Annotated in this window: 19 protein-coding genes and 1 riboswitch; of the genes, 13 read left to right on the top strand and 6 right to left on the bottom strand. The window is 63.9% G+C overall.

The features are described 5' to 3' along the window. Positions 1–62 precede the first annotated feature (62 nt). From Q0T48_RS00425 to Q0T48_RS00415, 3 genes are read left to right on the top strand one after another with little or no spacing between them, the layout of a single operon-like run. Entirely contained in the window at positions 63–1,352 is a 1,290-nt protein-coding gene (locus tag Q0T48_RS00425; RefSeq protein ID WP_295950810.1) for a hypothetical protein, read from the top strand. Further along, the gene (locus Q0T48_RS00420) at positions 1,349–2,731 is read left to right on the top strand and encodes a hypothetical protein (RefSeq protein ID WP_295950809.1); all 1,383 of its coding nucleotides are present in this window, start codon (positions 1,349–1,351) and stop codon (positions 2,729–2,731) included. The genes Q0T48_RS00425 and Q0T48_RS00420 overlap by 4 nt, the downstream gene beginning before the upstream one ends. After that, positions 2,728–3,951: a hypothetical protein gene (locus tag Q0T48_RS00415; RefSeq protein WP_295950807.1), complete on the top strand. Its 1,224-nt coding sequence runs from the start codon at positions 2,728–2,730 to the stop codon at positions 3,949–3,951. The genes Q0T48_RS00420 and Q0T48_RS00415 overlap by 4 nt, the downstream gene beginning before the upstream one ends. A 61-nt stretch (positions 3,952–4,012) precedes the next feature. Here Q0T48_RS00415 and Q0T48_RS00410 read toward each other — a convergent pair whose 3' ends face one another. Continuing rightward, on the bottom strand, positions 4,013–5,545 hold the full coding sequence (locus tag Q0T48_RS00410) for a S53 family peptidase (RefSeq protein WP_295950805.1): 1,533 nt from the start codon (positions 5,543–5,545) through the stop codon (positions 4,013–4,015). A gap of 67 nt (positions 5,546–5,612) precedes the next feature. Then, a riboswitch (cyclic di-GMP riboswitch) is annotated at positions 5,613–5,704 on the bottom strand. 170 nt (positions 5,705–5,874) lie between these two features. Here Q0T48_RS00410 and Q0T48_RS00405 point away from each other — a divergent pair. Beyond that, positions 5,875–6,651 carry a hypothetical protein gene (locus tag Q0T48_RS00405; RefSeq protein ID WP_295950804.1) on the top strand — a complete coding sequence of 259 codons (777 nt, stop codon included), beginning with the start codon at positions 5,875–5,877 and terminating at the stop codon, positions 6,649–6,651. A 78-nt stretch (positions 6,652–6,729) separates the two neighbouring features. On the opposite strand, the gene Q0T48_RS00400 is transcribed toward Q0T48_RS00405, so the two are convergent. Further along, positions 6,730–7,659, bottom strand: coding sequence for a LysR substrate-binding domain-containing protein (locus tag Q0T48_RS00400; protein ID WP_295950937.1), 930 nt, complete (start codon positions 7,657–7,659; stop codon positions 6,730–6,732). An 85-nt stretch (positions 7,660–7,744) separates the two neighbouring features. On the opposite strand from Q0T48_RS00400, the gene Q0T48_RS00395 reads away from it, so the two are divergent. After that, entirely contained in the window at positions 7,745–7,993 is a 249-nt protein-coding gene (locus Q0T48_RS00395) for a hypothetical protein (protein WP_295950801.1), read from the top strand. Between the two features lie 66 nt (positions 7,994–8,059). On the opposite strand, the gene Q0T48_RS00390 is transcribed toward Q0T48_RS00395, so the two are convergent. After that, on the bottom strand, positions 8,060–9,784 hold the full coding sequence (locus Q0T48_RS00390) for a GGDEF domain-containing protein (RefSeq protein ID WP_295950799.1): 1,725 nt from the start codon (positions 9,782–9,784) through the stop codon (positions 8,060–8,062). Positions 9,785–10,287: 503 nt separating this feature from the next. Between Q0T48_RS00390 and Q0T48_RS00385 the strand changes: the two genes are divergently transcribed. Then, complete coding sequence (locus Q0T48_RS00385; protein ID WP_295950797.1) at positions 10,288–12,636, top strand: EAL domain-containing protein; 2,349 nt, start codon at positions 10,288–10,290, stop codon at positions 12,634–12,636. On the opposite strand, the gene Q0T48_RS00380 is transcribed toward Q0T48_RS00385, so the two are convergent. Together Q0T48_RS00380 and Q0T48_RS00375 are read right to left on the bottom strand one after the other, a co-directional pair. Then, on the bottom strand, positions 12,620–13,543 hold the full coding sequence (locus Q0T48_RS00380; protein WP_295950795.1) for an NAD(P)-dependent oxidoreductase: 924 nt from the start codon (positions 13,541–13,543) through the stop codon (positions 12,620–12,622). The genes Q0T48_RS00385 and Q0T48_RS00380 overlap by 17 nt on opposite strands. A 12-nt stretch (positions 13,544–13,555) precedes the next feature. Then, a complete protein-coding gene (locus Q0T48_RS00375; protein WP_295950792.1) occupies positions 13,556–14,539 on the bottom strand; it encodes an aldo/keto reductase in 984 nt (327 codons plus the stop codon). Positions 14,540–14,785: 246 nt separating this feature from the next. Between Q0T48_RS00375 and Q0T48_RS00370 the strand changes: the two genes are divergently transcribed. Genes Q0T48_RS00370 through Q0T48_RS00360 form a run of 3 tightly spaced genes read left to right on the top strand, consistent with a single transcriptional unit; the run spans position 14,786 to position 18,663 of the window. Next, the gene (locus Q0T48_RS00370) at positions 14,786–15,484 is read left to right on the top strand and encodes a gluconate 2-dehydrogenase subunit 3 family protein (RefSeq protein ID WP_295950790.1); all 699 of its coding nucleotides are present in this window, start codon (positions 14,786–14,788) and stop codon (positions 15,482–15,484) included. A gap of 9 nt (positions 15,485–15,493) precedes the next feature. Further along, positions 15,494–17,275 (top strand): GMC family oxidoreductase, encoded by a 1,782-nt coding sequence (locus Q0T48_RS00365; protein WP_295950788.1) that lies wholly within the window; start codon positions 15,494–15,496, stop codon positions 17,273–17,275. Continuing rightward, positions 17,275–18,663 carry a cytochrome c gene (locus Q0T48_RS00360; protein ID WP_295950786.1) on the top strand — a complete coding sequence of 463 codons (1,389 nt, stop codon included), beginning with the start codon at positions 17,275–17,277 and terminating at the stop codon, positions 18,661–18,663. Before Q0T48_RS00365 ends, Q0T48_RS00360 begins: the two co-directional genes overlap by 1 nt. A gap of 151 nt (positions 18,664–18,814) precedes the next feature. Here Q0T48_RS00360 and Q0T48_RS00355 read toward each other — a convergent pair whose 3' ends face one another. Continuing rightward, the gene (locus Q0T48_RS00355) at positions 18,815–19,810 is read right to left on the bottom strand and encodes an SLAC1 anion channel family protein (RefSeq protein ID WP_295950783.1); all 996 of its coding nucleotides are present in this window, start codon (positions 19,808–19,810) and stop codon (positions 18,815–18,817) included. A gap of 109 nt (positions 19,811–19,919) precedes the next feature. Here Q0T48_RS00355 and Q0T48_RS00350 point away from each other — a divergent pair, with 109 nt between their 5' ends. From Q0T48_RS00350 to Q0T48_RS00335, 4 genes are all read left to right on the top strand, one after another. Next, the gene (locus Q0T48_RS00350) at positions 19,920–20,873 is read left to right on the top strand and encodes a GlxA family transcriptional regulator (RefSeq protein WP_295950780.1); all 954 of its coding nucleotides are present in this window, start codon (positions 19,920–19,922) and stop codon (positions 20,871–20,873) included. 468 nt (positions 20,874–21,341) lie between these two features. Next, positions 21,342–22,934, top strand: a complete 1,593-nt coding sequence (locus Q0T48_RS00345) for an ABC transporter substrate-binding protein (RefSeq protein WP_295950777.1) — start codon at positions 21,342–21,344, stop codon at positions 22,932–22,934. Positions 22,935–23,008: 74 nt separating this feature from the next. Further along, on the top strand, positions 23,009–24,037 hold the full coding sequence (locus Q0T48_RS00340; protein WP_295950776.1) for an ABC transporter permease subunit: 1,029 nt from the start codon (positions 23,009–23,011) through the stop codon (positions 24,035–24,037). A gap of 6 nt (positions 24,038–24,043) precedes the next feature. Continuing rightward, positions 24,044–24,970 (top strand): ABC transporter permease subunit, encoded by a 927-nt coding sequence (locus Q0T48_RS00335; protein WP_295950772.1) that lies wholly within the window; start codon positions 24,044–24,046, stop codon positions 24,968–24,970. Positions 24,971–24,982 lie beyond the last annotated feature (12 nt).

Genomic DNA, 24,982 nt, shown 5'->3' with positions numbered 1-24,982 from the left:
ACTAGCGTATATTAAATATACGCTAGTAGCCAATTTAATACTTAAAAATTGGCCTAAAAATCATGCTTCCCCAGTCGCACTTCATGGTCGTTGCGCCGCTGGCTGCGGGCCGCGAGGCCGATCTGCGGGCGCTGCTGGCCAGCATGAACACCCAGCCCGGCACGGCCAACCCGCACAACCCGCTGCTGCCGTTTGGCCTGTTCACGCAGCTGCACTTTGCCCGCTTTGTGCTGCTCGACGATGCCCTGCAAGCCGACCTCACCACCCTGGGCCTGCCGCGCCCGCGCCTGCCCACCTACCTGGCCTTCATGGGCGATTGCGACGGGTCGGCGCGCGCGTGTTTGGACCTGATGGCCCAGAGTGCGGGGCAAGGGCTGAGCCGCATCTTTGCCCACTGCGAAGGCTTTGCCCAAGGCAAAGACCTCACCGCCTGGATGCTTGCGCACGACCGCCCGCTGGCCGCCACTTACATAAACTGGCGGGGCCGCAGCGTGCAGCAGATCCGCGAAGAAGCCGCCCTGCAGCAGACCTTGTCCGACCAGGTGCCGCGCAGTGTGGAAGCCGATGCACGGCGCACCCACCAGTACCTGCGCCATTTTGTAGAAACCGAGGTCGCCGCAGGCCGCCTCAGCCTGAGCCCGTCCGCTCCCACGCCACTGGGCTGGCAGATCCGCAATCTGGTTCACCTGCTGGGCGTGCCGCTGGCGGGCCTGGTACTGCTGCCGTTTGTGATCCTGTTGCTGCCCTGGCTTATCTACGCGCTGCGCCGCCGCGAAACCACCGACCCCGTGCTCTGCCCGCGCCCCGACCCGAAGGCGCTGCAAGAACTGCAAGACATGGAAGACTTTGACGTGAGCAACCAGTACACCGCGCTCGGCCCGGTCAAGCCGGGGCGGTTCCGGCGCGGGCTGGTGACGGTGCTGCTGGTGCTAATCGACTACGCCTGCCGCCACGTGTTCATCCGGGGCCACCTGGCGCGGGTGCAGACCATCCATTTCGCCCGCTGGGCCTTTTTGGACGACAAAAGCCGCGTGGTCTTCACCAGCAACTACGACGGCAGCCACCAGGGCTACATGGACGACTTCATCAACAAGGTGGCCTGGGGCCTGAACCTGGTGTTTGGCAACGGCATTGGCTGGCCGCGCACCGACTGGCTGATCCTGGGCGGCGCGCGGCACGAGCAGCCGTTCAAATACTACCAACGCCGCCACCAGATTCCCACCCAGGTTTGGTACAAGGCCTACCCCGGCCTGACCCTGGCCGACCTGCAGCGCAACCAGCGCATCCGCGCCGGGCTGGAAAACCCCGCGCCCACCGACGCAGAGCTGCAAGACTGGCTGAGGTTGCTATGAATCCTGAATTCGACGACATCCAGGGCATCGTCCGCTTTGGCTACAAGCACCATGTGGAGGCCTGCTTCCTGCTGCTGCAAGTGCACGATGCCCCGGCCGCCCGCGCCTGGCTCGCCACCGCCCCTGTCACCAGCGCCGCCACCGCCGATCCACCGCCCGCCACCGTGCTGCAGCTAGCCCTGACCAGCGAAGGCCTGCGTGCCCTGGGCGTGGCCGAGGACACCGTGGCCGGGTTCTCCAGCGAATTCATCGGCGGCATGGGCACCGATGCCAGCCGCGCCCGCCGCCTGGGCGATGTGGGGGCCAACGCGCCCAGCCAGTGGCAGTGGGGCACGGGCGCGCACATCCCGCATGTGCTGCTGATGCTGTACGCCCTGCCCGGCCAGCTGGCGGCGTGGCAGGCCCAGATCGAAGCCGACTATGCGGTGGGCTTTGCGCTGCTGACCCGCCTGCCCTGCGCCGACCTGGGCGAGGCGGAGCCCTTTGGCTTCAAGGACGGCATCTCCCAGCCCACGCTGGACTGGGACCGCACCCGCCCCGCCGTGGATGCCGAGCACGCCACCTACAGCAACCTCAGCTGCCTGGGCGAAACCCTGCTGGGCTACCCCAATGAATACGGCGGCTACACCGACCGACCGCTGCTGCCGCCCCATGGCGCACTGCCCCACGCCGAAGAAACCCCCGACCGCGCCGACCTGGGCCGCAACGGCAGCTACCTAGTGCTGCGCCAGTTGGAGCAAGACGTGCAAGGCTTCTGGCATTGGCTGGACGGTGTGGCCGAACAGCACACAGCCACCCGCGAAACCCTGGCCGCCACCCTGGTGGGCCGCAAGCTGGACGGCAGGCCGCTGGCCGATGCCCCCCCAGGCGACCCCAACGGCTTCACCTACGCCGCCGACCCGCGTGGCACCCGCTGCCCGCTGGGCGCCCACGTGCGCCGCGCCAACCCGCGCACCGCCGATCTGCCGCCCGGCGAGCCCGGTTTCATCGGCTGGCTGACCCGCACCCTGGGCTTCGATGCCCCGGCCCTGGCCCAGGACCGCGTGGCCTCCACCCGCTTCCACCGCCTGCTGCGCCGGGGGCGCGAGTACCGCGGCACCGACACCGGCCTGTACTTTGTCTGCCTGGGTGCCAACATCGCCCGCCAGTTTGAATTTGTGCAGGCCGCCTGGCTCAACGCGCCGCAGTTTGCCGGGCTGCACGGCGAAACCGACCCGCTGGTGGGCATCCGCGAGCCCGCGCAAGACGACTTTTCCATCCCCCAGCCCAGCGGGCCCGACCAGCGCCTCAGCGGCCTGCCGCAGTTCGTCACCGTGCGCGGCGGGGCCTATTTCTTCCTACCCGGCATCCGCGCCCTGCGGTATTTAGGAACAGCATGAATTCCAACACCAGCCGCCCGGTGCCCCGCGCCAACACCGGCTCTACGCTGCGCAACTGGTTTTCCGACACCTCGCTGGCACTCATCCAGCTGGAGCGCCGCTTCGACCCGTTTCTGCGCCCGGCCTTCGAGGCACTTTTGCTGGAGCCGCTGACCCGCCTGACCACCGCCCTCATCAACGCCCAGCGCACCAACGAGGGCCTGCAACTGGCAGAGGAACGCATCCTGCCGGGCGAGGAAGCCTGTGTGGATTCCATCATCCAAAGCTTCCAGGAACAAATGCGCGCGCTGTGGAAACCTGGCGGCTTCGAGCGCGGCGGCAACACCAAAACCCAGGGCATCGTGCGCGCCGAGTTCATCGTCCACCCCGACCTGCCCGCCCACCTGCGCCACGGCATTTACGCCACCCCGCGCAGCTACCCGGCCTGGGTACGCTTCTCCGGCCCTGGCCCCTACGTCACACCCGACATCGACGACGTGGGCTTCATGAGCATCAGCGTCAAACTCATGGACGTGCCCGGCCCCAAGCTGATGGACGAGGAACGCTTCACCCAGGACATGTTCGGCGTGTCGCCGCCCACCTTCGTCACCCCCGACGTGATGGCCAATGCCCAGCTGCAAAAAGAGAGCCTGAAAAACGCGCAGATCTTCTACTTTCTCAACCTGCACCGCCCGCATTTTCTGGACATGGTGATGCAAGGCCTGTGGACCAAAACCCAAAGCAGCCCGCTGGAAGCACCGTACTTCAGCTGTGTGCCCTACCTGCTGGGCGAGGGCCAGGCCATGCAGTATTCGTTCTGGCCCACAAGCAAACACCGCACCCCCATCCCCCGCCTGCCGCTGCGCCCGCCCGACGACTACCTGCGCAACGCCATGGAGGCAAAGCTGGCCGCGGGCGATGTGGAGCTGGACGTGCGCCTGCAGGTGCAAACAGACCCGCATTTGATGCCCATCGAGAACGCCGGTGTGCTCTGGCCCGAGCGCCTGTCCCCCCGCATCTCCGCCGCCACCCTGCGCATTCCGCAGCAGCAATTCAACACGCCCGCGCAAATGGAATTCGCCAAGCGCCTGTCGTACAACCCCTGGCACAGCATTGCCGAGCACCGCCCGCTGGGCAACCAGAGCCGGGCACGGCGGCGGATGTACTACGAGCTGTCGAAGCTGCGCCACCAGATGAACGCGGTGCCGCACTTTGAGCCTACCGGGGACGAGGTGTTTTAGCCTCCAGACGCACAAAAGCCCGCAGCACCTAAAGCACTGCGGGCTCTCCAGGAGTGGGAATCTACTGTTTGATGGTGCTTAGCAAAGCCAGCAAAGCGCCTCCATTCGGGCTGCCCAGACCGGTGCTGGCATCGTAGCCCGCAGTGGCTTTGCAGGTGGTGCAGCTACCGTTGGCGCCGGTGGTCACGTCCAGAAAAGCCTGGCTGTAAGAACTGGCGTTGGGCAGCAGGTTCAGGTACAGGGCGTTGTGCACGCTGGTCAGCACCGGCAGATTGACCAGGGCACGCTGGGCGCTGGCGATGGCCAGCAAGGCGGCCCACTCGGGTGCGGCAATGCTGGTTCCGCCGCCGGACATGAAGCCAAACGCACCGCCCGGCACCGTGATGCCCACGTACTGGCCGGTGTAGGGATCGGAATCAGATGACACGTCGGCCACGCGTCGCTTGGTGATGGTTTTGGACAAGGCCGTCTGGTAGGCGGGCACGGCGGTGTAGGCGCTGGTGCCGCCACCGGTGCCCGACCACACGGTTTCGGTGCGGGTGCTGCCATTGAAGCTCAGCGATGTGCCGCCAGTGGCCAGCACCTTGGTGGACACGGCGGGCCAGTTGACCGCAGCGCCCGAGTCGCCGGTGGAGGCGGTGTACTGCATGCCCTTGCCCTGGAACAGGCTGTCTACCGAGGCAGTCCAGTTGCCTTCACCGGCACCAAAACTCATGCTGACCACGCCAGAACCCATGGTGTTGGCCACCGTGATGGCGTTGGCCAGGGCCGACAGCGATGCGGACGTAGCTTCGACCAGAATGATGCGGGCCAACGGCGCGATGGCGTGGGCCGACTCCACGTCCATCGCGATTTCGGCCGCCCAGCCGGCGTTGTAAGCCGGTGCCACCGAGGTGCGGCCTGAGGTGGCGGCGGCGTACACCACGCTGAAGGTGCAACCCGCGGTGGGGCTGGCGGCGGCCAGGGGCAGTGCCGCTGTGGGCGAGATCGCCACGCTGGTGCAGGTGGGTAGGTTCAGGCGGGCGTTGTAGTTGTTCAGGTCGGCAAAGGCATTCGGGTTGTGGTACGCGTCCACCAGGTAGATGGTTTGGCCCGCACCCAGTGCCGCACGGGCGGCAGCGGTAGAGACCACTCCCGCAGCCGATACGGCGGGCAATTTGTAGGCGGCGCGGATCTGGGCCGGGGTGTAAACGGTGACCACCGAGGCGGCACGCGCGCTCATTTGCGATGCCGGGGTGCTCGCCAGCAGCCGCCGGGCTTCCACCGACTCGGTGGCTACGGTCTGGGGCAGCAGGCGGGCCGTGGCCAGGCCTTCCATGGCGGGCAACACCGCTTCGGTGCGCACTGCATCGGTATCGCTGGGCACCAGCGACGGGTCGCTGATGTCCACCGGTGCCATGTGGAAGGTGGGCAAAACTTCGGTCGGCACATCGGCCAGCAGCGCGACTGCGTCCAGCGTTTGCGCAGAGGATGTGGCGGCCACGTCCGAAGAAGATCCGCCGCCGCAAGCGCTGAGCGCCAGCAGGGCCAGCACCGACAGGCTGCCCGCGGCGGTGCGTGCAACAGAACGGGATAAGGGGGTAGATACCAGCATGTCGTCACCTTTTAATGTCAAAAACAAAAGGGCGGCAGCGGACAGAATGGAGTTTGACGTAACCCTGTCCGGTAACCCCGCTAGCATGGTGCTGGTGTGCAGCACCGAAGCCCGGTGGCTTTGCGTCCCCGGCTTTCGCCAGGTTTGCCCTTGTCAGATTCGCTTCAAAGAAGCCGCCTCGCTGACTGCGGCAGCCAAATTGCATGAATGCGGGTTTGGCTGCAGCGCAATTGTTTCACAAAAGTAACAAATACCCTGGGCAAATATCACGTTCTGGCGGCTTCTACAATCGCGCCCCTTTCCTTGCCTACTTTTCCCTTCCTCCCAAAATGAACATTACGGTTAACGACGACTTGCTGGCTTACATCGACCCGCTCACACCCGACGAGCACGCCGCGCTGGAGCGCAGCATCCTGGCCGAGGGCTGCCGCGATGCGCTAGTGCTGTGGGGCGATGTGCTGGTGGACGGACACAACCGCTACGGCATTTGCAGCACGCACAAGATCCCGTTCAACACCGTGCAGAACACCGCTTTCCAAACGCTGGACGATGTGCACCTGTGGATGATCGACCAGCACCTGGGGCGGCGCAGCGTGTCGGACTTCCAGCGCGGTGTGCTGGCGCTGCGCAAAAAAGACATCCTGGCCGGGCGCGAACAGCCTGCCAAAACCGAAGCCCCGGCCAGCACCACCGCGCCGTGGGAAGAGTCCGCCACGTCAGCTGCAGCCGCCCCCGCCGCCGAGCCCGCGCTGACCCGCGAGGCGCTGGCCAAGTCGGCGCGCATCAGCAACAGCACCTTCACGCAGATCGAGAAGATCCAGAAGTCGGCCACGCCCGAACTGGTGGCGGCGGTGAAGTCCGGCACCATCTCCATCAACACCGCGGCCACCGTGGCCTCGCTACCCGCTGAAGCGCAGTTGGCCGCCGCCGCCGGGGGCAAGAAAGAGCTGCAACAGGCCGCCCGCCAGGTACGCGCCGCCAAGGCCGTAGAGCGCACCGAACCCGATTCGCCCGAAGGCATCATCGCCCGCCTGAAGCAAACCGTGGCCGAGCTGACGGCTGAAAACGCGGCCTTGCGGGCGCAATTGGCCGAGATGATGGCGTGAACCAGCGCAGCCCACACGCCTGAAATTTAAGCAAAACAGGCCGCTAGCGTAGGTATACCCTACGCTGCTAGCTATTAATTAAATAGCAATCAACCGAGCCTGAGCCAACAGGCTGGCGGCGATCTGCAACTCCGACTGCAACCATTCCCGGAACGCCAGCAGCGGCGGCCAGTCCCGGTGCTCCGGGGGGTAGACCAGCCAGTACGCGTCGTACGCCTCGGTGGCCAAGGCCAGGGGCGACAGCTGCACCAACCACCCGGCACGCAGCGCGTCGGCGGCCACCAGCTCCCGGCCCAGCGCGATGCCCAGGCCCTGCTCGGCAGCCTGCAGCATCAGCCCCATGTCGTTGAAAACCGCCACGGGCTGGATGCGGCACGGGTGACCCGCCAGCGCAAACCACGCCTCCCAGCACTCGCTGGTGCCCAGCAAGGGCTCGTGCAGCCAGGCGGTCGGGTCGCTGCCTGCCAGGCGCGCGGCCATGGCCGGGCTGGCCACCACCACCTGCTGGGAGTCAATCAGGCGGCTGCCTTCCAGGCCGCGCCACGGGCCTTTGCCCTGGCGCACCGCTGCGTGGAAGCCTTCGCGGGGCAGATCCATCGCCTGCTGCGAGGTGTGCAATTCGACCGCGATGCCGGGGTGCAAAGCCCGCCAGTGCGCCATGCGGGGCATCAGCCAGTGCTGGGCAAACGAGGGCGACACGGTGATGCGCAAGCGCTGGTCGGTGCCGGTGGAGGCCACGGCGGCGGCGCGCATGCCTTCGTCAATCTGGGCCAGCGCAGGCTCTACCGCTTGCAGCAGCGCGGCCCCGGCGGCGTTGAGCACCACGCGGCGGCCCCGCCGGTCAAACAGCAAAAAGCCCAGTTGCTCCTCCAGCAAACGGATTTGCTGGCTGACAGCACTGTGCGTGAGGTGCAGCTGCTCGCCCGCCGCGCGCAGGTTGGACAGCGTGGCCACAGCGCGGAAGGTGGGCAGGGTTTGCAGGGGAATACGGGGCATGCTGGTAAGTATAACCAACCAAGCTTGGCAGAAATGAGCGCTTTTATCCCGTGATTTGGACGGATATGCTTACCAGCAATCCATTTCATTGCCTGCCATGAGCTCCACCACCCTTGCATTCAACCGCCCCCTGGCCTGGCGCAACGCCGCCGATCTGTTGGCCCGGCTATGGCAGCGCGGCACCCGCCGCTACCCGCCCGCTGCAGCGCCTTTGGGCGAACTGGACAACCACCTGCTGCGCGACATCCAAGCCCCTGGCCGGGTGCACGGGCAGGCACGTGAGCACAGTGAACTGGCCCGCTATGACCGGCAACAGGCACAGCGCGCTAGCAACCGAAAAATATAAAAAATCGGGCTCTAACGCATATACAACTTACGCTAGCAGCTATTAAAAAAGGAGTATTAAGGAGCGCTAGTACACCGAGGCCGGGTTGTCATGCGCGCCAAACACCCGCACGCAGTCGCGCCCATGGGCCTTGGCGGCGTACATGGCGGCATCGGCGTTGCGCAGCAGGGTGTCGGCATCCAGACCGGCGCTGGGGTACAGGGCCACACCGATGGATGCGCCCACTTGCAGGCGGTGCGACTCGATTTCCATGTCGCGGGCGATGTCTTCGAGCAGGCGGTGGGCCAGGCCCAGCGCCTGCTCGGTTTGCTCCACCCGGCATTGCAGCACGGCAAATTCGTCGCCGCCCATGCGGGCCACCACATCGCCGTCGCGGGCCACGATACGCATGCGATCGGCGATCAGCGCCAGCACCTTGTCGCCGATGGCGTGGCCGTAGTTGTCGTTGATGGGTTTGAAGCGGTCGATGTCGATGAAGTGCACGGCAAACCCGGCACTGCCGGGCTCCGCAGCGCAAGCGGTGGCCAGGCTCTCTAAAAACACCTCGCGGTTGACCAGCGCGGTCAGGCCGTCATGGCGGGCCACGTGGCGGATGCGTTCTTCGGCGTGGCGGCGCTCGGTGATGTCGGTGTAGGTGCGCAGCACGCCGCCGCCCGCGATGGGCATGCTGTGGATTTCCACCACCCGGCCGTCGCGGCGTTTGCGGTCGTAGGCATAGGGGCGGTCGAATATGTCGCCGGTGCGCACCGAGGTCAACACCTCCTCGGGCACGTGGACCAGTTCGCCCGCGGCCAGCTGGTAGTCGGTCAGCGCGTCCAGCGTGGGCCGGCTATCCATCAGGCTTTGAGGCAGGTTCAGCAGCTCCCGGGCACGCCGGTTGCACAGTACCACCACGCGGTCGGCGTTGACCATCATCACGCCCTGCTCCATATAGGTCAGCGTGGCTTCGAGCAGCGCCGATTTTTCTTGCAAGATGGCCTCGCTCTCGCGGGCACGGCGCTCGGCCTCCAGCAGTTGCTGCTGCTGGCGCTTGAGCACGGTGATGTCCACATGGGCCGAAAAACCTTTGCCGTCCGGGCTACGCTGCCCGATCACCCGGCTCCAGCGCGCACCGGGCAGCGGAAGCTCAAACGGCGCGCCGGTAAAGCGGGTGTGCTCCGACAGGGTCAGCAGGCCCGCCTCGAACAGCTCCGGGCTTTGCGACTCCAGGCCCTGCCAGGCGGTGCGGTAAGCCCATTCCAGGTGCGCGCCGATGGCGGCCGTGCGGTTGGGCAGGCCGTACATCTGCACAAACGGCCCGTTGGCCCAGAGGATGCGGTCGTCGGCCCCGGTGACCATCACGCCGTCGGGCACGTGGTCGAACAGGGCCGTGCCGTCGATAGCGGTGGTGGCCAGGATGGTCGGGCCCTGCGGGTCGGTGGCCGAGGTGTGGGCCTGCCAGATGCGAATGCGGCCAATCCCGGGCAAGGGCAGCGACGACACCCACAGCCGCACGCCCAGGTGCTCAAAGGCGTAGGGTCGCTGCTGGTTGCGGTGGCGTGCGATGCCGCTGTCGATGTACTGGTCGATCTTGGCCATTTCGTCCGCCGCCAACCGCCCCTGGTAGAAGCGCCGCAGGTTGGCGCGGTACGGCTCCCCAACGTAAATGTGGGCGGCGTGTTCGGGGAAAAACTTGAGGAATTGGCGGTTCCACAGCAAGGTGTTATCGGCATCGTCGAACACACAGACGGCAAGCCCCAGGCTATCGAGCGTGTCGGCTACCGATCGCAGCAGCGGCAGACCCTTACCCATAGGAGCCTCCAGGCGCTACCGTGGCGCGCAGCACGCCAGGGCGAAATACAAGCAGGTTACCGGCCGGGGGGCCGCCAGGCAGGAATAGAGTCGCTAACTGCTTCATTACACGGGTTCTCGGTGGCGTTAACGGACTGGGGGAATCGGCCGCTGCGCATTGCCGGACCAAACGCAAAATATAGCCGAATCTGGCACCCACGCGGCTCCGCAATGACCCGAAGACGCTACATTTTTTGCGTCGGTATTTATACAAAAAATCGGCTTCTGGCGCATATTTAAACTACACCATTAGCTATATTAATAATAGCAAAAAGCCAATACATTCCGGTGCAAGGCCCAAGGTCAATGCATAGCACCCCTATGGCCCATTTTGGTGCGCCCCCCATAATACCCAATGGATCTCCAACCTGGGCGCTGGGAAGTTCCACATTTTCCCCATGGCCGATGGCAAAGCTGGCGCAGACAAGCCAGGCGATGTGCACAAATCCCAACCGATCGCACATATGACCTACCCGCTACCCGCCAGTCTGATTGCGCGCATCCAGCGCGCATGGGCACCGTATATCGCTGAGGAGCCGCTGGCAGCCAGCTTCCGCGCCAAACAGCTGCAGACCATGCTGGGCATGACACCGCTGTCGATGGTGGTGAACGTATTCAACGCCATGCTCGTGCTGTACCGCATGGTGGCGGGTGCGCAATGGCTGTGGATCTGGATGCTGGTGCTGCTGGTGTATGCCAGCCGGGGCATGGCCGCATGGCTGCGCCACAAGCGCCGGGCCGTACAGCAAACCGCCTCGCGCCGGGCCATGCAGCGGGCCGTGCAGCATGCAGCCACTTTGGGCACCCTGTGGGGCATATTGCCTGCGGTGCTACTACCGGCGTTGGGGACGCAAGACCAGATGATGCTGGCGGTGATGTCCTGCGGCATGGTGTGTGCGGGCGGCTTTGCCTTGGTTACCGTGCCCGCGGCTGCCATGGCCTATGTGGTCTGCCTGACCATCGGCTCCGTCATCGGGCTGCTGCGCGCCAGCATGCCGGGTACAGAAATCTTGTTTTTCCTGCTGGTGGGTTATGGCATGGTGGTGGTTGCATCGGTGCAAAGCATGGCCAAGTCTTATGGCTCGCGGCTGGTGGCCGAGGCCGATGCGGCACACAAGCAGCAGATCGTCGGGCTGCTGCTGAGCGATTTTGAAGAAAACGCCAACGATTTTTTGTGGGAACTGTCGCCCACCGGCCATCTCATCTACGCGTCCAATCGGCTGATCAAAGCCCTGCAATTCAATGGCGCGCTAGGGCTGGTGGCGCTCATCGCCCGCACCCACCAGTCCCAGGCCGCCACCCCCGCAGATGCCCAAATCTACCTCGACAATTTGCAGAAGGTGCTGTTTGCAGGCGCACCCTTTCGCGACCAGGTGGTGCCCATCGTGCAAGACGGCAAGCTGCGATGGTGGGCCCTGACGGGCAAGCAGGTTGCCCAGCCGGACCAGCCCCTGCCTGGCTGGCGCGGCGTGGGTGCCGACATCACCGAGCGCAAAATCGCCGAAGACGAAATGCACCGCATGGCCCATTTCGATGTGCTGACCGGCCTGGCCAACCGCCGCCACTTCCAGCACCGCCTGCAGCAGCTGTGCACCCAAGACGGCACGCGGGCGACCCTGCTGTGCATTGACCTGGATAACTTCAAGCGGGTGAACGATGGCTACGGCCATGCCAATGGCGACATGCTGCTCAAGACCGTGGCCCAGCGCATGCTGGGCGAAATCCGCGGCCGGGACCTGGTGGCCCGGCTGGGCGGCGATGAGTTCGCCATCCTGCTGGACGGTGTGTCCGAGGCCGAGGAAGTACGCCTGTTTGCCGAGCGGCTGATGCGGACCATCGAGGCCCCCTGCAAGCTGTCGGGCATTGCCTATACGCCCAACATGAGCATCGGCATTGCTTGCCTGCCGCAAGACGGCAAGAAGGCAGACGACATCCTGCACCGGGCCGACCTGGCGCTGTACGAAGCCAAGGCCCGGGGGCGCAGGCAGGCCCAGTTTTTCTCGCTGGCGATGGATGAAAAGTCGCGCCGCCGTATCGCCATCGAAGACGATCTGCGCCAGGCGCTGCAGCAACAAGAGCTGCACCTGGTGTACCAGCCACAGATCGCGCTGCCTACCCAGCAGCTCATCGGGGTGGAAGCCTTGCTACGCTGGTCCAGCCCGCGGTTTGGCAACCTATCGCCCGCAGAGTTCATTCCAATTGCCGAAGAGGCCGGGCTGATCCGCGACATCGGGCTGTGGGTGCTGGAAACCGCCTGCACCGCGGCAGGTACGCTGCCCGACCACCTGGTGATGGCGGTTAATTTGTCGGCCTGCCAGTTTGACGATGCCCTGCTGGTCGACAAGATTTTGGCTGTGGTGGAGCGCACCGGCCTGCGCGCGCAACGGCTGGAGCTGGAGATCACCGAATCGGTGTTTCTGAAAGACACCGACGATGTGCTCACCGCTCTGCACCGGCTGCGCATGGCGGGCATCCGCATTGCGCTGGACGACTTTGGCACCGGCTATTCGTCGCTGGCGTATCTGCGCAGCTTTCCGTTCCACAAGCTCAAGATCGACCGCGCCTTTGTAATGGCCATGCACCAAAGCGCCGAGTCCAAAGCCATCGTGCGCTCAGTGATCGATCTGGCCAAGGCCTTGCACATGGAAACCACCGCCGAGGGCATAGAAACCCTGGAACAGTACGAGCGGCTGGCCGAAATGGGCTGCAGCAACGGCCAGGGCTTTTACCTGGCCCGGCCGATGGCGATGGACGCGGTGCTGGCGCTGCTGGCACCAGCACCAGCACCGGGAGTCGCTATTGGGGCGGCTTAGGGGTTAAGTCCACCCCGTTCAACTGCCCCACCAGCTCGGGCAACATGGGCACAAACAGGTCTTCCCCGCCATTCGCCAGCGCCAGGCCAAAGCTGTTTTTGACAGCGTTGCCCAGGCTGTTGGAGATGCCTGCCGCGTCGGCCATGGAGCCGAGGTAGCGCAGGTCCTTGTAGGCGTTTTTCAGGGTGAACTTGTGCGCGTCTTTGTTGCCGTCCAGCGTGTAGCCCATGAAGGTCTGGTAGAAGCCGCAGTCCATACGGCCGTTGCGGATCACCGCATCAAACCGCTCGGGGGCGATGCCCACGGCTTTGGCCACGGTCAGGGCCTCGGCGTACAGCGCGGCGTAGCCCAGCGAGATGAAGTTGTTCACCAGCTTCATGCGATGGCCGTCGCCCAGCGCGCCGATGTGCACGATGCGCCCGGCCCAGGTCGCCAGAATGGGCTGGATGCGGGCGAAGATGGCTGCGTCAGCCCCCACCATGGTGTCCAGCGTGCCCTCCCAGGCTTCCTTGGGCGTACGGCTCAGGGGCGCATCCACCAGGGTGATGCCCAGCGGTGCCAGCTCGGCGGCCAGCGCCACGGTGGAGGTGGGGTCGGCGGTAGAGCAATCGACCAGCACCGAACCAGGGCGCAGGCTGCTGGCCAGGCCGTTCGGCCCGCGGATCAGCGCCTCTACGTCCTTGGAGCCGGTGACGCATAAAAACACCACCGTAGCCTGTGCACCCAGTGCTTGGGGCGAGTCGGCGCGGGTGGCACCGCGTTGCAGCAGGTCGGCTACCGCGTCGGAATCGCTGCGGGCGTAGACGGTAAGCGGATAGCCCTTGTCCACGATGTTTTTGGCCATGCCGTGGCCCATCAGGCCCAGGCCGATGAAGCCGATGTGTTCAGTGGTTTTTTCGGTGGTCATGGGGGACTTTCCTTACCAGCGCTGGTGCACCAGGGGCTTGGCAAAACGCTCGTACACCGCGGCCAGGGCCTGCATGGTGCTGTCGCTCAAGGCAGGCAGGTCGGCGGCGGCCACGTTGTCGGCCACCTGGGTGGCACGCTTGCCGCCGGGGATGCTGCAGGTGACAGCCGGGTGCATCTGGATCCAACGCAGTGCCATTTGCGCCATGGTCATGCCCTCGGGTACCAGGGCACGCATGGCTTCCACGGCTTGCAGGCCCACGCCGTAGTCCAGGCCGGAGAAGGTTTCGCCCTTGTCAAAGGCCGCGCCGTCGCGGTTGAACAGGCGGTGGTCGTCGGCTTCGAAGTGGCTGTCAGCCGCCATCTTGCCGCTGAGCAAACCGCTGGACAGCGGCAGCCGCGCCAGAATGCCCACGCCGCGCTTTTGCGTCTGTTCAAACAGCAAATCGGCCGGGCGCTGGCGGAACAGGTTGTAGATGATCTGCACCGTCTGCACGCCAGGGAAGGCGATGGCTTTCAGCGCCTCTTCCACCTTCTCCACACTCACGCCGTAGTGGCGCAGCTTGCCGGCCTTTTGCAGGTCGTCCAGCACGCCAAACACTTCGGGCATGTAGTACACATCGGTGGGCGGGCAGTGCAGTTGCAGCAGGTCGAGCGCGTCAGTATTCAGGTTCACCAGGCTGCGTTCCACAAAGGCGGTGAGGTTCTCGCGGTTGTAACCGCCCGCCACGTGCGGGTTCAGCCGGCGACCAGCCTTGGTGGCAATGTAGAAGGGTTCGCTGCGTTCGCGCTTGAGCTGGGCCAGCAGGCGTTCGCTGCGGCCATCGCCATACACGTCGGCGCTGTCAAAAAAGTTCACGCCCAGGTCCAGCGCACGGTGCAGTGCGCCCATGGATTCGGCATCGCTAACCTCGCCCCAGGTGCCACCAATGGCCCAGGCACCAAAGCTGACGGTTGAGATGTTCCAGCCGGTACGGCCTAGGGGACGGTATTGCATTGTGCGTGTCTCTTTGTAATTGGGGACGGCAAGTATCGCACCGCGGGCGAATTAGTGCAGCGGGTCAACAATCTAAGAAAAAATGACCTCTAGCGCATATACCACCTTCACATGTAGCTACTTTTTAAATAGCAAGTAAAGCTGCCAGCATGTGTACGCTATCGCACAGACCGGCCTTCAATGGCAAACCTACAGTGGGGCACAACAGGCAGGGATCACCCCGCGTGCACCGCACCAGGAGATGGTATGAAGACGATTGGCATTTCACCCTCGCGCCGCAGTTTTTTGCGCGGCGCAGTCAAAACCGCCCCGGCCATGGTGGCACTGGGCGGCACCCTCGGTTTGGCGGCCTCTGGCGCGGCCGACAGCAGCGCCGCCCGCTACAGCCCCAGCTATTTCAACGCCCCGGAATGGGCTTTGCTCTCGGCCCTGGTCGAGCGACTCATCCCGGCCGATAGCCAAGGCCCAGGTGCCACGGAGGCCGGTGTCGCCGAGTTCATCGACCAGCAGATGGGCCAGCCCTACGGCTTTGGTGCGCTGTGGTTCATGCAGGCACCGTTTGTACCCACTGCCGCCGATGAATTCGGCTACCAGCTGGCACAAAGCCCGCGCGATTTGTACCGCCAGGGACTGGCCGCACTGGCGCAGGCGGTGCAACAACAGCACGGCAAACCGTTTGCTGCGCTGGCCCCGGCCGACCAGGACGCGGTGCTGACTGCGCTGGAAGCCGGCAAGCTGGCTATCGGCGCGGTGCCGCCCAAGGCCTTCTTCTCGCAGCTGCTGACCAACACCCGCGAAGGCTACTTTTGCGACCCCAAGCATGGCGGCAACAGGGACATGGCGGCCTGGCGGATGGTCGGCTTTCCGGGTGCGCGTGGCGACTACATCGACTGGGTCGACCAGTACGCCACCAAGTACCCGCTGCCGCCGGTATCCAGCTCTTAAAGGACCACGATGAGCGATAGCGTTAAAAAACCCGCGGTCGATGTTGTCATCGTCGGCTTTGGCTGGACCGGTGCCATCATGGCCAAAGAACTCACCGAGGCCGGGCTGAAAGTCGTGGCCCTGGAGCGCGGCCCGTACCGCGACACCTACCCCGACGGCATCTACCCCACCACCCTGGACGAGCTGACCTTTGTGCAACGGGGCAAGCTGTTCCAGAACATGGCGAAAAGCTCGTTCACCTTTCGCCACGGCGTGGCCGATGTGGCCGTGCCGTACCGGCAGATTGGTGCCTTCAAGCCCGGCGAAGGTGTGGGCGGCGCAGGCCTGCACTGGTCGGGCCAACACTGGCGGGTGCTGCCTGAAGAGCTGCAGCTCAAAACCCACTACACCCAACGCTACGGCAAGAACTTCATTCCCGACGGCATGACGATCCAGGACTTTGGCGTGAGCTACGCCGAGTTGGAGCCACACTTCGACTTTGTGGAAAAAGTCTTTGGCACCTCGGGCCGGGCCTACAAGGTCCAAGGCCAGGTGGTGGGCGAAGGCAATGTGTTCGAGGCCGACCGCTCCGCCCCGTTTCCCCTGCCGCCGCAAAAAGTGCCCTACACGGCCAGCCTGTTCATGAAGGCGGCGAAAGAAGTTGGCCTGCACCCGTTCATCGGCGCGTCGTCCAACGCATCCGGCCCGTACACCAACCCCTATGGCTGCCAGATGGGGCCGTGCAATTTCTGCGGCTTTTGCTCCGGCTTTGCCTGCTACAACTATTCCAAGGCCTCGCCGAATGTGAACATCATGCCGGCGCTTCGCTTGGTGGCCAACTTCGAGCTGCGCGCCGATGCCAACGTGCTGCGCATCAACCTGGATGCCGGCGGCAAGCGCGCCACCGGCGTCACCTATGTGGACAGCGCGGGCAAGCAATTCGAGCAACCCGCCGACCTGGTGATCGCCAGTACCTTTGCCTACAACAACGCCCGGCTGTTTTTGCTCTCCGGCATCGGTAAGCCCTACGACCCGGTGAGCGGCACGGGCGTGGTGGGCCGCAACATCGCCTACCAGATGATGTCCACGGTGCAGATGTTCTTCCCACCCGGCACCAACACCAACCCCTTCATTGGCGCCGGCGGCACCGGTGTGGCGGTAGACGACTACAACGGCGACCACTTCGACCACGGCCCGCTGGGCTTTGTGGGCGGCGCGCCCGCCTGGTGCAACCCGGCGGGCGTGAAACCCATAGGCGGCATTCCGGTGCCCACCGGCACGCCGAACTGGGGCGCTGGCTGGAAGAAAGCCGTGAAAGACAACTACCTGAACACCGTGTCCTTTGACGTGCACGGTGCCAATATGGTCTACCGCGACTGCTATGTCGACCTGGACCCGACCTACACCGACCACTACGGCCAGGCGCTGATGCGCTTCACCTTCGACTGGAAAGACAACGACATCAAGATGAGCCGCTACGTCACCGGCGAGATGCTGCAGGTCGCCAAGGCGATGAACCCGCAGTCCATCAAGGTCAGCCAGAAGAACTTTGGCGACCACCTGGACCTGCGCGCCTACCAAACCACCCACTGGGCCGGTGGCGTGGCCATGGGCGAAGACCGCAGCACCAGCGTGCTGAACCGCTATCTGCAAAGCTGGGACGTGCCAAATGTGTTTGCCGTCGGCTCCGGCGTGTTCCCGGTGGGCATAGGCTACAACCCCACCGGCCTGGCCACCGCGCTGACCTACTGGGCCGCCAAGGCGATCCGCGAGCAGTACCTGAAAGACCCACGACCGCTGGTGGACGCATGATGGCCCGCCCCACTCTGTTTCTTTCTGCCGCGCTGGCTTTGGTATGCAGTGCGGGCACTGTGCTGGCCCAAAGCCCGGCCAATGCGCCTGTCGATGCCCAGTTGGTCGCCAAAGGTGCCTACCTGGCCCGCGCGGGCGACTGCGTGGCCTGCCACACCGCGCCCCAGGGCCAGCCGTTCGCGGGTGGCCTGGCGATATCCACACCCATCGGCGCGGTGTATTCCACCAACATCACGCCCGACAAGACTGCGGGCATCGGCGACTGGAGCTATGAAGACTTCGCCCGGTTGATGCGCACCGGCGTTACCAAGGCGGGCTACACCGTCTACCCGGCCATGCCCTACCCGTCTTTCTCGCGCCTGGGCGACGACGACCTGCACGCGCTGTACGCCTACTTCATGCACGGCGTGCCGCCCGCACCCACACCGAACAAAAAGGCCGACATTCCCTGGCCGCTGTCGATGCGCTTCCCGCTGGCGTTGTGGCGCATGGCTTTCGCACCGGCACCGCTGCCCACCAGCGTGCCGGCCGAAGCCCAACCCACGCTGCTGCGCGGTGCCTACCTGGTGCAGGGCCTGGGCCACTGCGGTGCCTGCCACACGGCGCGCGGCGTGGCGTTTCAAGAGAAAGCGTTGACCGCCAGCGACAGCGCGGTCTACCTGGCAGGCGGTGCCGCCATCGACGGCTGGCCCGTGCCCTCGCTGCGCAACACCCACGGCGGCGGCCTGGCGCTGTGGAGCAAAGAAGACATCGTTGAATTCCTGCAGACCGGGCGCAACCCGCGCAGCGCGTCTTTCGGCGGCATGAATGACGTGGTGGCCCATTCCACCCAGTACCTAAGCGAGACCGACCTGGGCAGCATCGCGCTGTTTTTGAAATCGCTGCCCGACGGCACCAGCGTGCCACCGCCGTTCGTGCCCGACCCCAAGGTCGGCCAGGACCTGCACGCCGGTGTAGTCAACGGCCGCGGCGCGCAGGTCTACCTGGACCGCTGCGCCGGTTGCCACCGCTCCGACGGCCAGGGCAACGGCAAGGCCTTCCCGGCGCTGGCGGGCAACGCCGTGCTGCAGACCAGCGACCCCACATCGGGCATCAAAATCGTGCTGTCTGGCAGCGCCGTGCCCAGCACGATGAAGGCACCCTCGGCGCTGACCATGGCACCGTACGCGGGGCTGCTGAATGATGCCGACATTGCGGAAGTGGTGAGCTTCATCCAGACCAGCTGGGGGAACCGGAGTGGTACGGCCACAGCCAGCCAGGTGGCGAAACTGCGCCAGAGTTCGCCTGCGGTGCAGCCGATGACGGCAGCGGCTTTTGCGGCGGGGCGGGTGGTGCCGAGTCCGTTGGTAACGCAGGCGGGGACCAGTGCGGCGCAGGGTAAGCCATAGAAATTTAAGAAAAATCGGGCTCTAGCGTAGGTACTACTTACACCAGCAGCTACTTATTCAATAGCAAGACAGCGCGCTGCAAGGCCACGAAATTGGGGGGATTAGCATCCCGATCGCTCTCCGCGCGCCAAGCTTTTGGATACACAGCAGCTCATGCGAGCAGTTTCCAGTTGAGCGCGATCCAAACCGTCCGCACCGTCAAAACCGCCAGAGCCAAACTCAGCGCGGCCAACAGCACCGCAGCGAGTATCCAGAGCGGCGCGTTGCCCCGGAACTCTGCGTACTTCAACGCCGCATTGACTAGCGCAGCCATCGGGAAGCTGATCGCCCACCACGCCGCAGAAAACGGGACACTGGGGCGAAATACTTTGGGCGCGACCACCGCGAACATGAACAGCGCAAAATAGAAAAGCAGCGCGGCGAAACGGTCGATGCCCCCGACGATATTGCTGTACGCGAGGAAACCCACGGCAAACGGTGCCATCAGAATCACCAGCGACGGTGCCATGCCAGGCGCAAGTGGGTCACGGTGCACGAGTCGGCTGACGATCATCACGAAAAGCACGAGCGCCAACACCGTGCCGACTGCAGCGGCCAGCAGATTGACCTCCCCCACCCAGGCCATCGGCATCTGTCCGCTGGTCACAGGAATGTCCAGCGTGGCCACGCATGGAACGATCCAGGCGGGCACTGTGTGCGACGCGTCCACCTGCCCTTTGAGCAGGCGGGAGACCACGGCGTAGCACAGCATAAAAGTCACCACTACCCCCATGGTCCAGATGGCTTGGGCCGCCGACGGGCTATACGGCCCAACGACAACCGACAACAAGAGCAGCGAGATCGCGATGGTGCCAAAGAAGTTGCCTGTGACTGGATGGTGAAACTCTGCCCGTACAGCCCCAGGATGCTTCACCAGCTTCGCCAGATAAGCCCACGCAAGCAGCAGAAAAACACCCACTGCGAACGCCCCGATCGCCTCGCCCACCCAGGCCGGTGCGCCCAGGCTGTTGTGTGCCAATCGCCAGGCAAGGGCCAGTCCGGAGAGACCCATCACCGAGCCAAACAGGTTGACTGGCAGGTTGCGGATGGACGTAGCACCGGGTGAGGAACGGCTGAGGAGGGAGGGGTCAACGGACAAGCTTTGCACGGTAGACTTTCTTGGCTGAATTTGCATGAAATTTCATTTTCCGCCAAACTCTGGACGCTGTCTTTACCAACCTCGGGCGTTTTCTGCCAATCAATGGGCAATGTCTGCCATGCTTATCGCCATACTCGCTTTTCCCCGTTTTCAGCTGCTGGATGTCGCCGGGCCTGCGGACGTTTTCGTCGAAGCCGCGCGCCAACTTGGCAGGCCTGGTGCCTACCAGGTACAGGTCATTGGCACCGAAGAAGGCATGCTCAAAAGCAGCAGCGGATTGCGTCTGGCCGTGGATGCCACTGTAGCGACGCATCGCGGGGCGATTGACACCTTGCTGGTGGCAGGCAGTCCGAACATCGAGGACATGGCCAGCGATGTGCCGTTGCAAGACTGGCTTAGGCGGCAGTCTCACAGCGTGCGGCGCTATGGCTCGGTATGTACGGGTGCTTTCGTGCTGGCGGCCACCGGACTACTCGACGGCAAGCGGGTGGCGACCCACTGGAATTCAGCCGCCCGCCTCGCGGCAGCGTATCCCGGCACCTGCGTCGAAGCGGATGCCATCTACGTGCAGGACGGCAAGCTGTTCACCTCCGCAGGCGTGACTGCCGGCATGGACCTGGCACTCGCGATGGTGGAAGAAGACCACGGCCGCGACCTCGCGCTGCGGGTAGCACGCGAGCTGGTGATGTTTCTCAAACGACCAGGCGGGCAAAGCCAGTTCAGTGCCCACTTGGCGGCGCAGACCTCAGAACGTTCCAATGTGCGTGCGCTGCAGGACCATGTGTTGGCGAATCTGAAAGACGATCTGTCCGTGCCCGTCCTGGCATCCAAGGCAGGCATGAGTGAGAGAAGCTTTGCGCGGATCTTCCGCGCTGAGACCGGAACCACGCCCGCCGAGTTTGTCGAAAATGCCCGCATTGACGCGGCCCGCCGTCTGGCAGAGGAGTCGGACTGGCCCGCCAAACGACTGGCCGATGCCGTGGGTTATGCCAACGTGGATGGCTTCAGACGGGCATTTGGTCGTCGGCTGGGTGTAAGCCTGGTGGAATACCGAAAGCGCTTCGCAAGATGACAATTAAGCGCTTTCAGCCCATTCGGTGCGCAATCCCAAAGCCCCTTTTAAGCCTTGGCCAGGATGCGCAAACTTCGCCCGACCAACCTGCGGCACCTGCAGTTCGGGCTCGCTGCCAGCGCGCTCAATCGTCCGGACATGGGCTGGCAGACAGAACGGTACGCACGCGGTAGCCACAACCTTGGCGCACAGCTACCCAGGCGCCGGCCAACCAAAATTTATAGAAAATCGGCCTGTAGCGCTTATTTAACCTGCATAGACAGCTATTTTTTGTATAGCAAATTACCCACCGTGGCACGCATACTGCTATTCGGTTTTGCCTGGCAACCCTGTATAGACTGCAGGGTCGCCAACCAGACAGCAACGAGGGTATGTGCGGATCATGGTGGTGTGTAATGCACCGCCATAATTCCTAACCCATATTGGTGCACGCCCATCCTGGCATATTTTTGTACTCATTGGAAAAGCATGAAAAATTTGAGCAAACTGGCACTGGCTTTGAGCCTGTCCGCAGCCGCTTTGGTATCCCACGCCGCAGGCACCATGGTCTACTGTTCCGAGGCCAGTCCTGAAGGTTTTGACACTGCGCAATACACCGCCGGCCAAACCTTCGATGCCGCTGGCATGGCCTTGTTTAACCGCTTGGTCGAGTTTGAGCGCGGCACCACCAAGGTGGTCCCCGCCTTGGCCGAGTCGTATGACACCGCACCCGACGGCCTGACTTACACCTTCCACCTGCGCAAGGGCGTGAAGTTCCACACCACCGAATTTTTCACCCCCAGCCGCAATTTCAATGCCGATGACGTGGTGTTCACGTTTATGCGCATGTTCGACAAGGGCAATGCATTCGCCAAGGCCTACCCAGCGCAGTACCCCTACGCCGGTGACACGGGTCTGGACAGCAATGTGGCCTCGGTGCGCAAGACCGACGAAAACACCGTCGTCTTTCTGCTGAAAAAGCCCGACCCCGATCTGCTCGCCAAGATTGCCATGCCGGTGTTCTCCATCCTGTCCGCCGAGCATGCCGACAAGCTGCTGGCCGCAGGCACACCCGCGCTGATCAACCAGCAGCCCGTGGGCACCGGCCCGTACATCCTCAAGCGTTACCAGAAGGACTCGCAAATCCGCTACGCGGGTAACAAGCAGTACTGGAACCCCAAGGACGTGAAGCTGGACAACCTGATTTTTGCCATCACCACCGACGGTGCCGTGCGTGCGCAAAAAATCAAGGCCGGTGAATGCCAGGCCATGTCGTATCCCAAGCCGCAAGATCTGGCCAGCCTGAAGGCCGACCCCAAGCTGAAGGTCATCACCGCCCCCGGTTTCAACATCGGCTACCTGTCGTACAACACCGAAAAGCCCACCACCGGCAAGCTCGAAGTGCGCCAGGCACTCGACATGGCCATCAACCGCAAGGCCATCATCGACGCGGTCTACCAAGGCCAGGGCCAGGAAGCCAGCAACCCCTTCCCTTCGTCGCTGTGGTCGTATAACCCGGCGCTGAAGAACCCGCCCATGGACATCGAAAAAGCCAAGGCGCTGCTGAAAAAGGCTGGCTACCCCGATGGCTTTGAGATCACGCTGTGGAGCATGCCCGTGCAGCGCCCCTACAACCCCAACGCCAAGCTGATGGCCGAAATGATCCAGGCCGACTGGGCCAAGATCGGTGTCAAAGCCAAGATCGTCAGCTACGAATGGGGCGAGTACCTGAAGCGCATGAAGGCCGGTGAGCACGATGCCGGCCTGGTCGGCTGGAGCGGCGACTACGCCAGCCCTGACAACTTCCTGGGCGTGTTGCTGACCTGCGAAGCCGTCGGCGGCTCCAACTACTCGCGCTACTGCAGCAAAGAGTTTGATGCTCTGGTACTGAAGGCCCGCAACAGCCTGGACCCCAAAGAGCGCACCACGCTGTACATGAAGGCGCAAGAAGTCTTCAAGCGCGACATGCCCTGGTCCACCATCGCCCACTCCACCGTCAGCCTGCCCATGGCCAAGGGTGTGGACGGTTTGAAGATCAGCCCGTTTGCCGTGTTTGACTTTGCCGGTGTGAGCAACAAGTAAGTCTTTTGTGTCGGTAAAAAAAGCAAGGTGGTGAACATGTTTCGCCACCTTGCTTTTTCGTTTTAAGCAGCCTTATGTTCTTCTACATCCTCAAACGCCTCGCCGTGCTGGTGCCGACTTTCTTCGGTATCACCCTGCTGACCTTTTCGCTGATCCGCATGATCCCCGGCGACCCCATCGAAGTGATGATGGGCGAGCGCTCGGTAGACCCGGTGATGCACGCCGCTGCCCTCAAGCAACTGGGCCTGGACCAGCCGCTGCCGGTGCAGTATTTCCACTACCTGGGCCAGTTGCTGCACGGCGACCTGGGCGCTTCGCTCAAAACCCAGAACCCGGTGTGGACCGAATTCAAGATCCTGTTCCCTGCCACGCTGGAGCTGGCCATCATGGCGCTGCTGTTTGCGCTGGTGGTGGGCGTGGTGGCCGGGGTGACGGCAGCGGTGAAACGCGGCTCGTTTCTAGACCACGGCGTGATGACCCTGGCGCTGACCGGCTACTCCATGCCCATCTTCTGGTGGGGGTTAATGCTGATCATGCTGTTCTCCAGCGGGCTGGGCTGGACCCCGGTGTCGGGCCGCATTGACCTGATGTTCGACATTCCGCCCGACACCGGCTTCATGCTGATCGATGCTTGGCGCGCCCAGCGGGCCGACCCCAGCCTGAACGCCGGGGCGTTGTGGGACGCCGCCAAACACCTGATCCTTCCGACCATCGTGCTGGGCACCATTCCGCTGGCGGTAATTGCCCGGATGACGCGCTCCAGCATGCTGGAAGTGCTACGTGAAGACTATGTGCGCACCGCCCGCGCCAAAGGCCTGTCGCCCGCCCGCGTGGTGTTCATCCACACGCTGCGCAACGCGCTGATTCCGGTGCTGACGGTGATTGGCCTGCAGGTGGGGACACTGATGGGCGGCGCGGTGCTGACCGAGACTATCTTCTCCTGGCCCGGCATCGGCAAGTGGCTGATCGATGCCATCGGGCGGCGCGACTACCCCGTAGTGCAAAGCGGCATTTTGCTGGTGGCTACCCTGGTCATCGTGACCAACTTTGTGGTCGATATTTTGTACGGCGTGGCCAACCCACGCATCCGGCACAACAAGTAAAACAACATGCAAACCTCTCTCCCCACACCCTCCGTCACCGACGAGCTGGAGCTCGCCCCTGGTGCACCGCCTTCCAGCTGGCAGGAGTTCTGGCGCGGCTTCACCAAGAACAAGGGCGCGGTCGTCGGCCTGGTGTTCATGTCCATCGTCTGCCTGGCCGCGCTGTTTGCGCCCTGGGTGGCACCGTATGACCCGATCGAGCAGTTCCGCGACCACTTCCTCACGCCGCCCGCCTGGGTGGCCGGGGGTTCTTCGCAATTTCTGCTGGGTACCGACGAGGTGGGCCGCGACATCCTTTCGCGTCTGATCCACGGCGCACGGCTGTCGCTGTTTGTCGGCTTGGTGTCGGTGGTGCTGGCGCTAATCCCTGGCGTGGTGCTGGGGCTGGTGGCCGCCACTTTTGGCAAGGCGCTGGACTCCATCATCATGCGCATCATGGACATCATGATGGCCCTGCCTGCGCTGCTGCTGGCGGTGGCGATTGTGGCCATCCTCGGCCCCGGGCTGGGCAACGCGCTGGTGGCGATTGCCGTGGTGTCGCTGCCCGCCTACGTGCGGCTCACCCGCGCCTCGGCCATGACCGAGCTGAACCGCGACTACGTCACCGCCGCCCGTCTCTCGGGTGCGGGTACGCTGCGCATCATGTTCGTCACCGTGCTGCCCAACTGCATGGCCCCGCTGATCGTGCATGCCACCATGGGCTTCTCAGCCGCCATTTTGGAAATATCGGCGCTGGGCTTTCTGGGCATGGGCGTGCAGCCGCCCGCGCCCGAGTGGGGCACCATGCTGGCCTCCGCCCGCGACTATATCGAGCGCGCCTGGTGGGTCGTCACCCTGCCCGGCCTGACGATTCTGTTCTCGGTGTTGGCCATCAACCTGATGGGCGATGGTCTGCGCGACGCGCTCGACCCCAAGCTCAAGACCGCCGCATAAAACTACAAAGAA

The sequence above is a fragment of the Rhodoferax sp. genome (genome assembly GCF_025354435.1).
In the GTDB taxonomy this organism is placed as follows: Bacteria; Pseudomonadota; Gammaproteobacteria; order Burkholderiales; family Burkholderiaceae_C; genus Rhodoferax_B.
The sequence above is the reverse complement of the archived record's forward strand: the minus strand, read 5'-3'. Positions and strand labels throughout refer to the sequence as shown.

What these genes read in the sequence shown, in the direction of transcription:
- Q0T48_RS00380 (WP_295950795.1), bottom strand. Translation starts at nt 13,543, where the DNA reads ATGACCACCGAAAAAACCACTGAACACATCGGCTTCATCGGCCTGGGC.
- Q0T48_RS00405 (WP_295950804.1), top strand. Translation starts at nt 5,875, where the DNA reads ATGAACATTACGGTTAACGACGACTTGCTGGCTTACATCGACCCGCTC.
- Q0T48_RS00360 (WP_295950786.1), top strand. Translation starts at nt 17,275, where the DNA reads ATGGCCCGCCCCACTCTGTTTCTTTCTGCCGCGCTGGCTTTGGTATGC.
- Q0T48_RS00335 (WP_295950772.1), top strand. Translation starts at nt 24,044, where the DNA reads ATGCAAACCTCTCTCCCCACACCCTCCGTCACCGACGAGCTGGAGCTC.
- Q0T48_RS00425 (WP_295950810.1), top strand. Translation starts at nt 63, where the DNA reads ATGCTTCCCCAGTCGCACTTCATGGTCGTTGCGCCGCTGGCTGCGGGC.
- Q0T48_RS00420 (WP_295950809.1), top strand. Translation starts at nt 1,349, where the DNA reads ATGAATCCTGAATTCGACGACATCCAGGGCATCGTCCGCTTTGGCTAC.
- Q0T48_RS00345 (WP_295950777.1), top strand. Translation starts at nt 21,342, where the DNA reads ATGAAAAATTTGAGCAAACTGGCACTGGCTTTGAGCCTGTCCGCAGCC.
- Q0T48_RS00350 (WP_295950780.1), top strand. Translation starts at nt 19,920, where the DNA reads ATGCTTATCGCCATACTCGCTTTTCCCCGTTTTCAGCTGCTGGATGTC.
- Q0T48_RS00340 (WP_295950776.1), top strand. Translation starts at nt 23,009, where the DNA reads ATGTTCTTCTACATCCTCAAACGCCTCGCCGTGCTGGTGCCGACTTTC.
- Q0T48_RS00395 (WP_295950801.1), top strand. Translation starts at nt 7,745, where the DNA reads ATGAGCTCCACCACCCTTGCATTCAACCGCCCCCTGGCCTGGCGCAAC.
- Q0T48_RS00375 (WP_295950792.1), bottom strand. Translation starts at nt 14,539, where the DNA reads ATGCAATACCGTCCCCTAGGCCGTACCGGCTGGAACATCTCAACCGTC.
- Q0T48_RS00415 (WP_295950807.1), top strand. Translation starts at nt 2,728, where the DNA reads ATGAATTCCAACACCAGCCGCCCGGTGCCCCGCGCCAACACCGGCTCT.
- Q0T48_RS00370 (WP_295950790.1), top strand. Translation starts at nt 14,786, where the DNA reads ATGAAGACGATTGGCATTTCACCCTCGCGCCGCAGTTTTTTGCGCGGC.
- Q0T48_RS00410 (WP_295950805.1), bottom strand. Translation starts at nt 5,545, where the DNA reads ATGCTGGTATCTACCCCCTTATCCCGTTCTGTTGCACGCACCGCCGCG.
- Q0T48_RS00385 (WP_295950797.1), top strand. Translation starts at nt 10,288, where the DNA reads ATGACCTACCCGCTACCCGCCAGTCTGATTGCGCGCATCCAGCGCGCA.
- Q0T48_RS00365 (WP_295950788.1), top strand. Translation starts at nt 15,494, where the DNA reads ATGAGCGATAGCGTTAAAAAACCCGCGGTCGATGTTGTCATCGTCGGC.
- Q0T48_RS00390 (WP_295950799.1), bottom strand. Translation starts at nt 9,784, where the DNA reads ATGGGTAAGGGTCTGCCGCTGCTGCGATCGGTAGCCGACACGCTCGAT.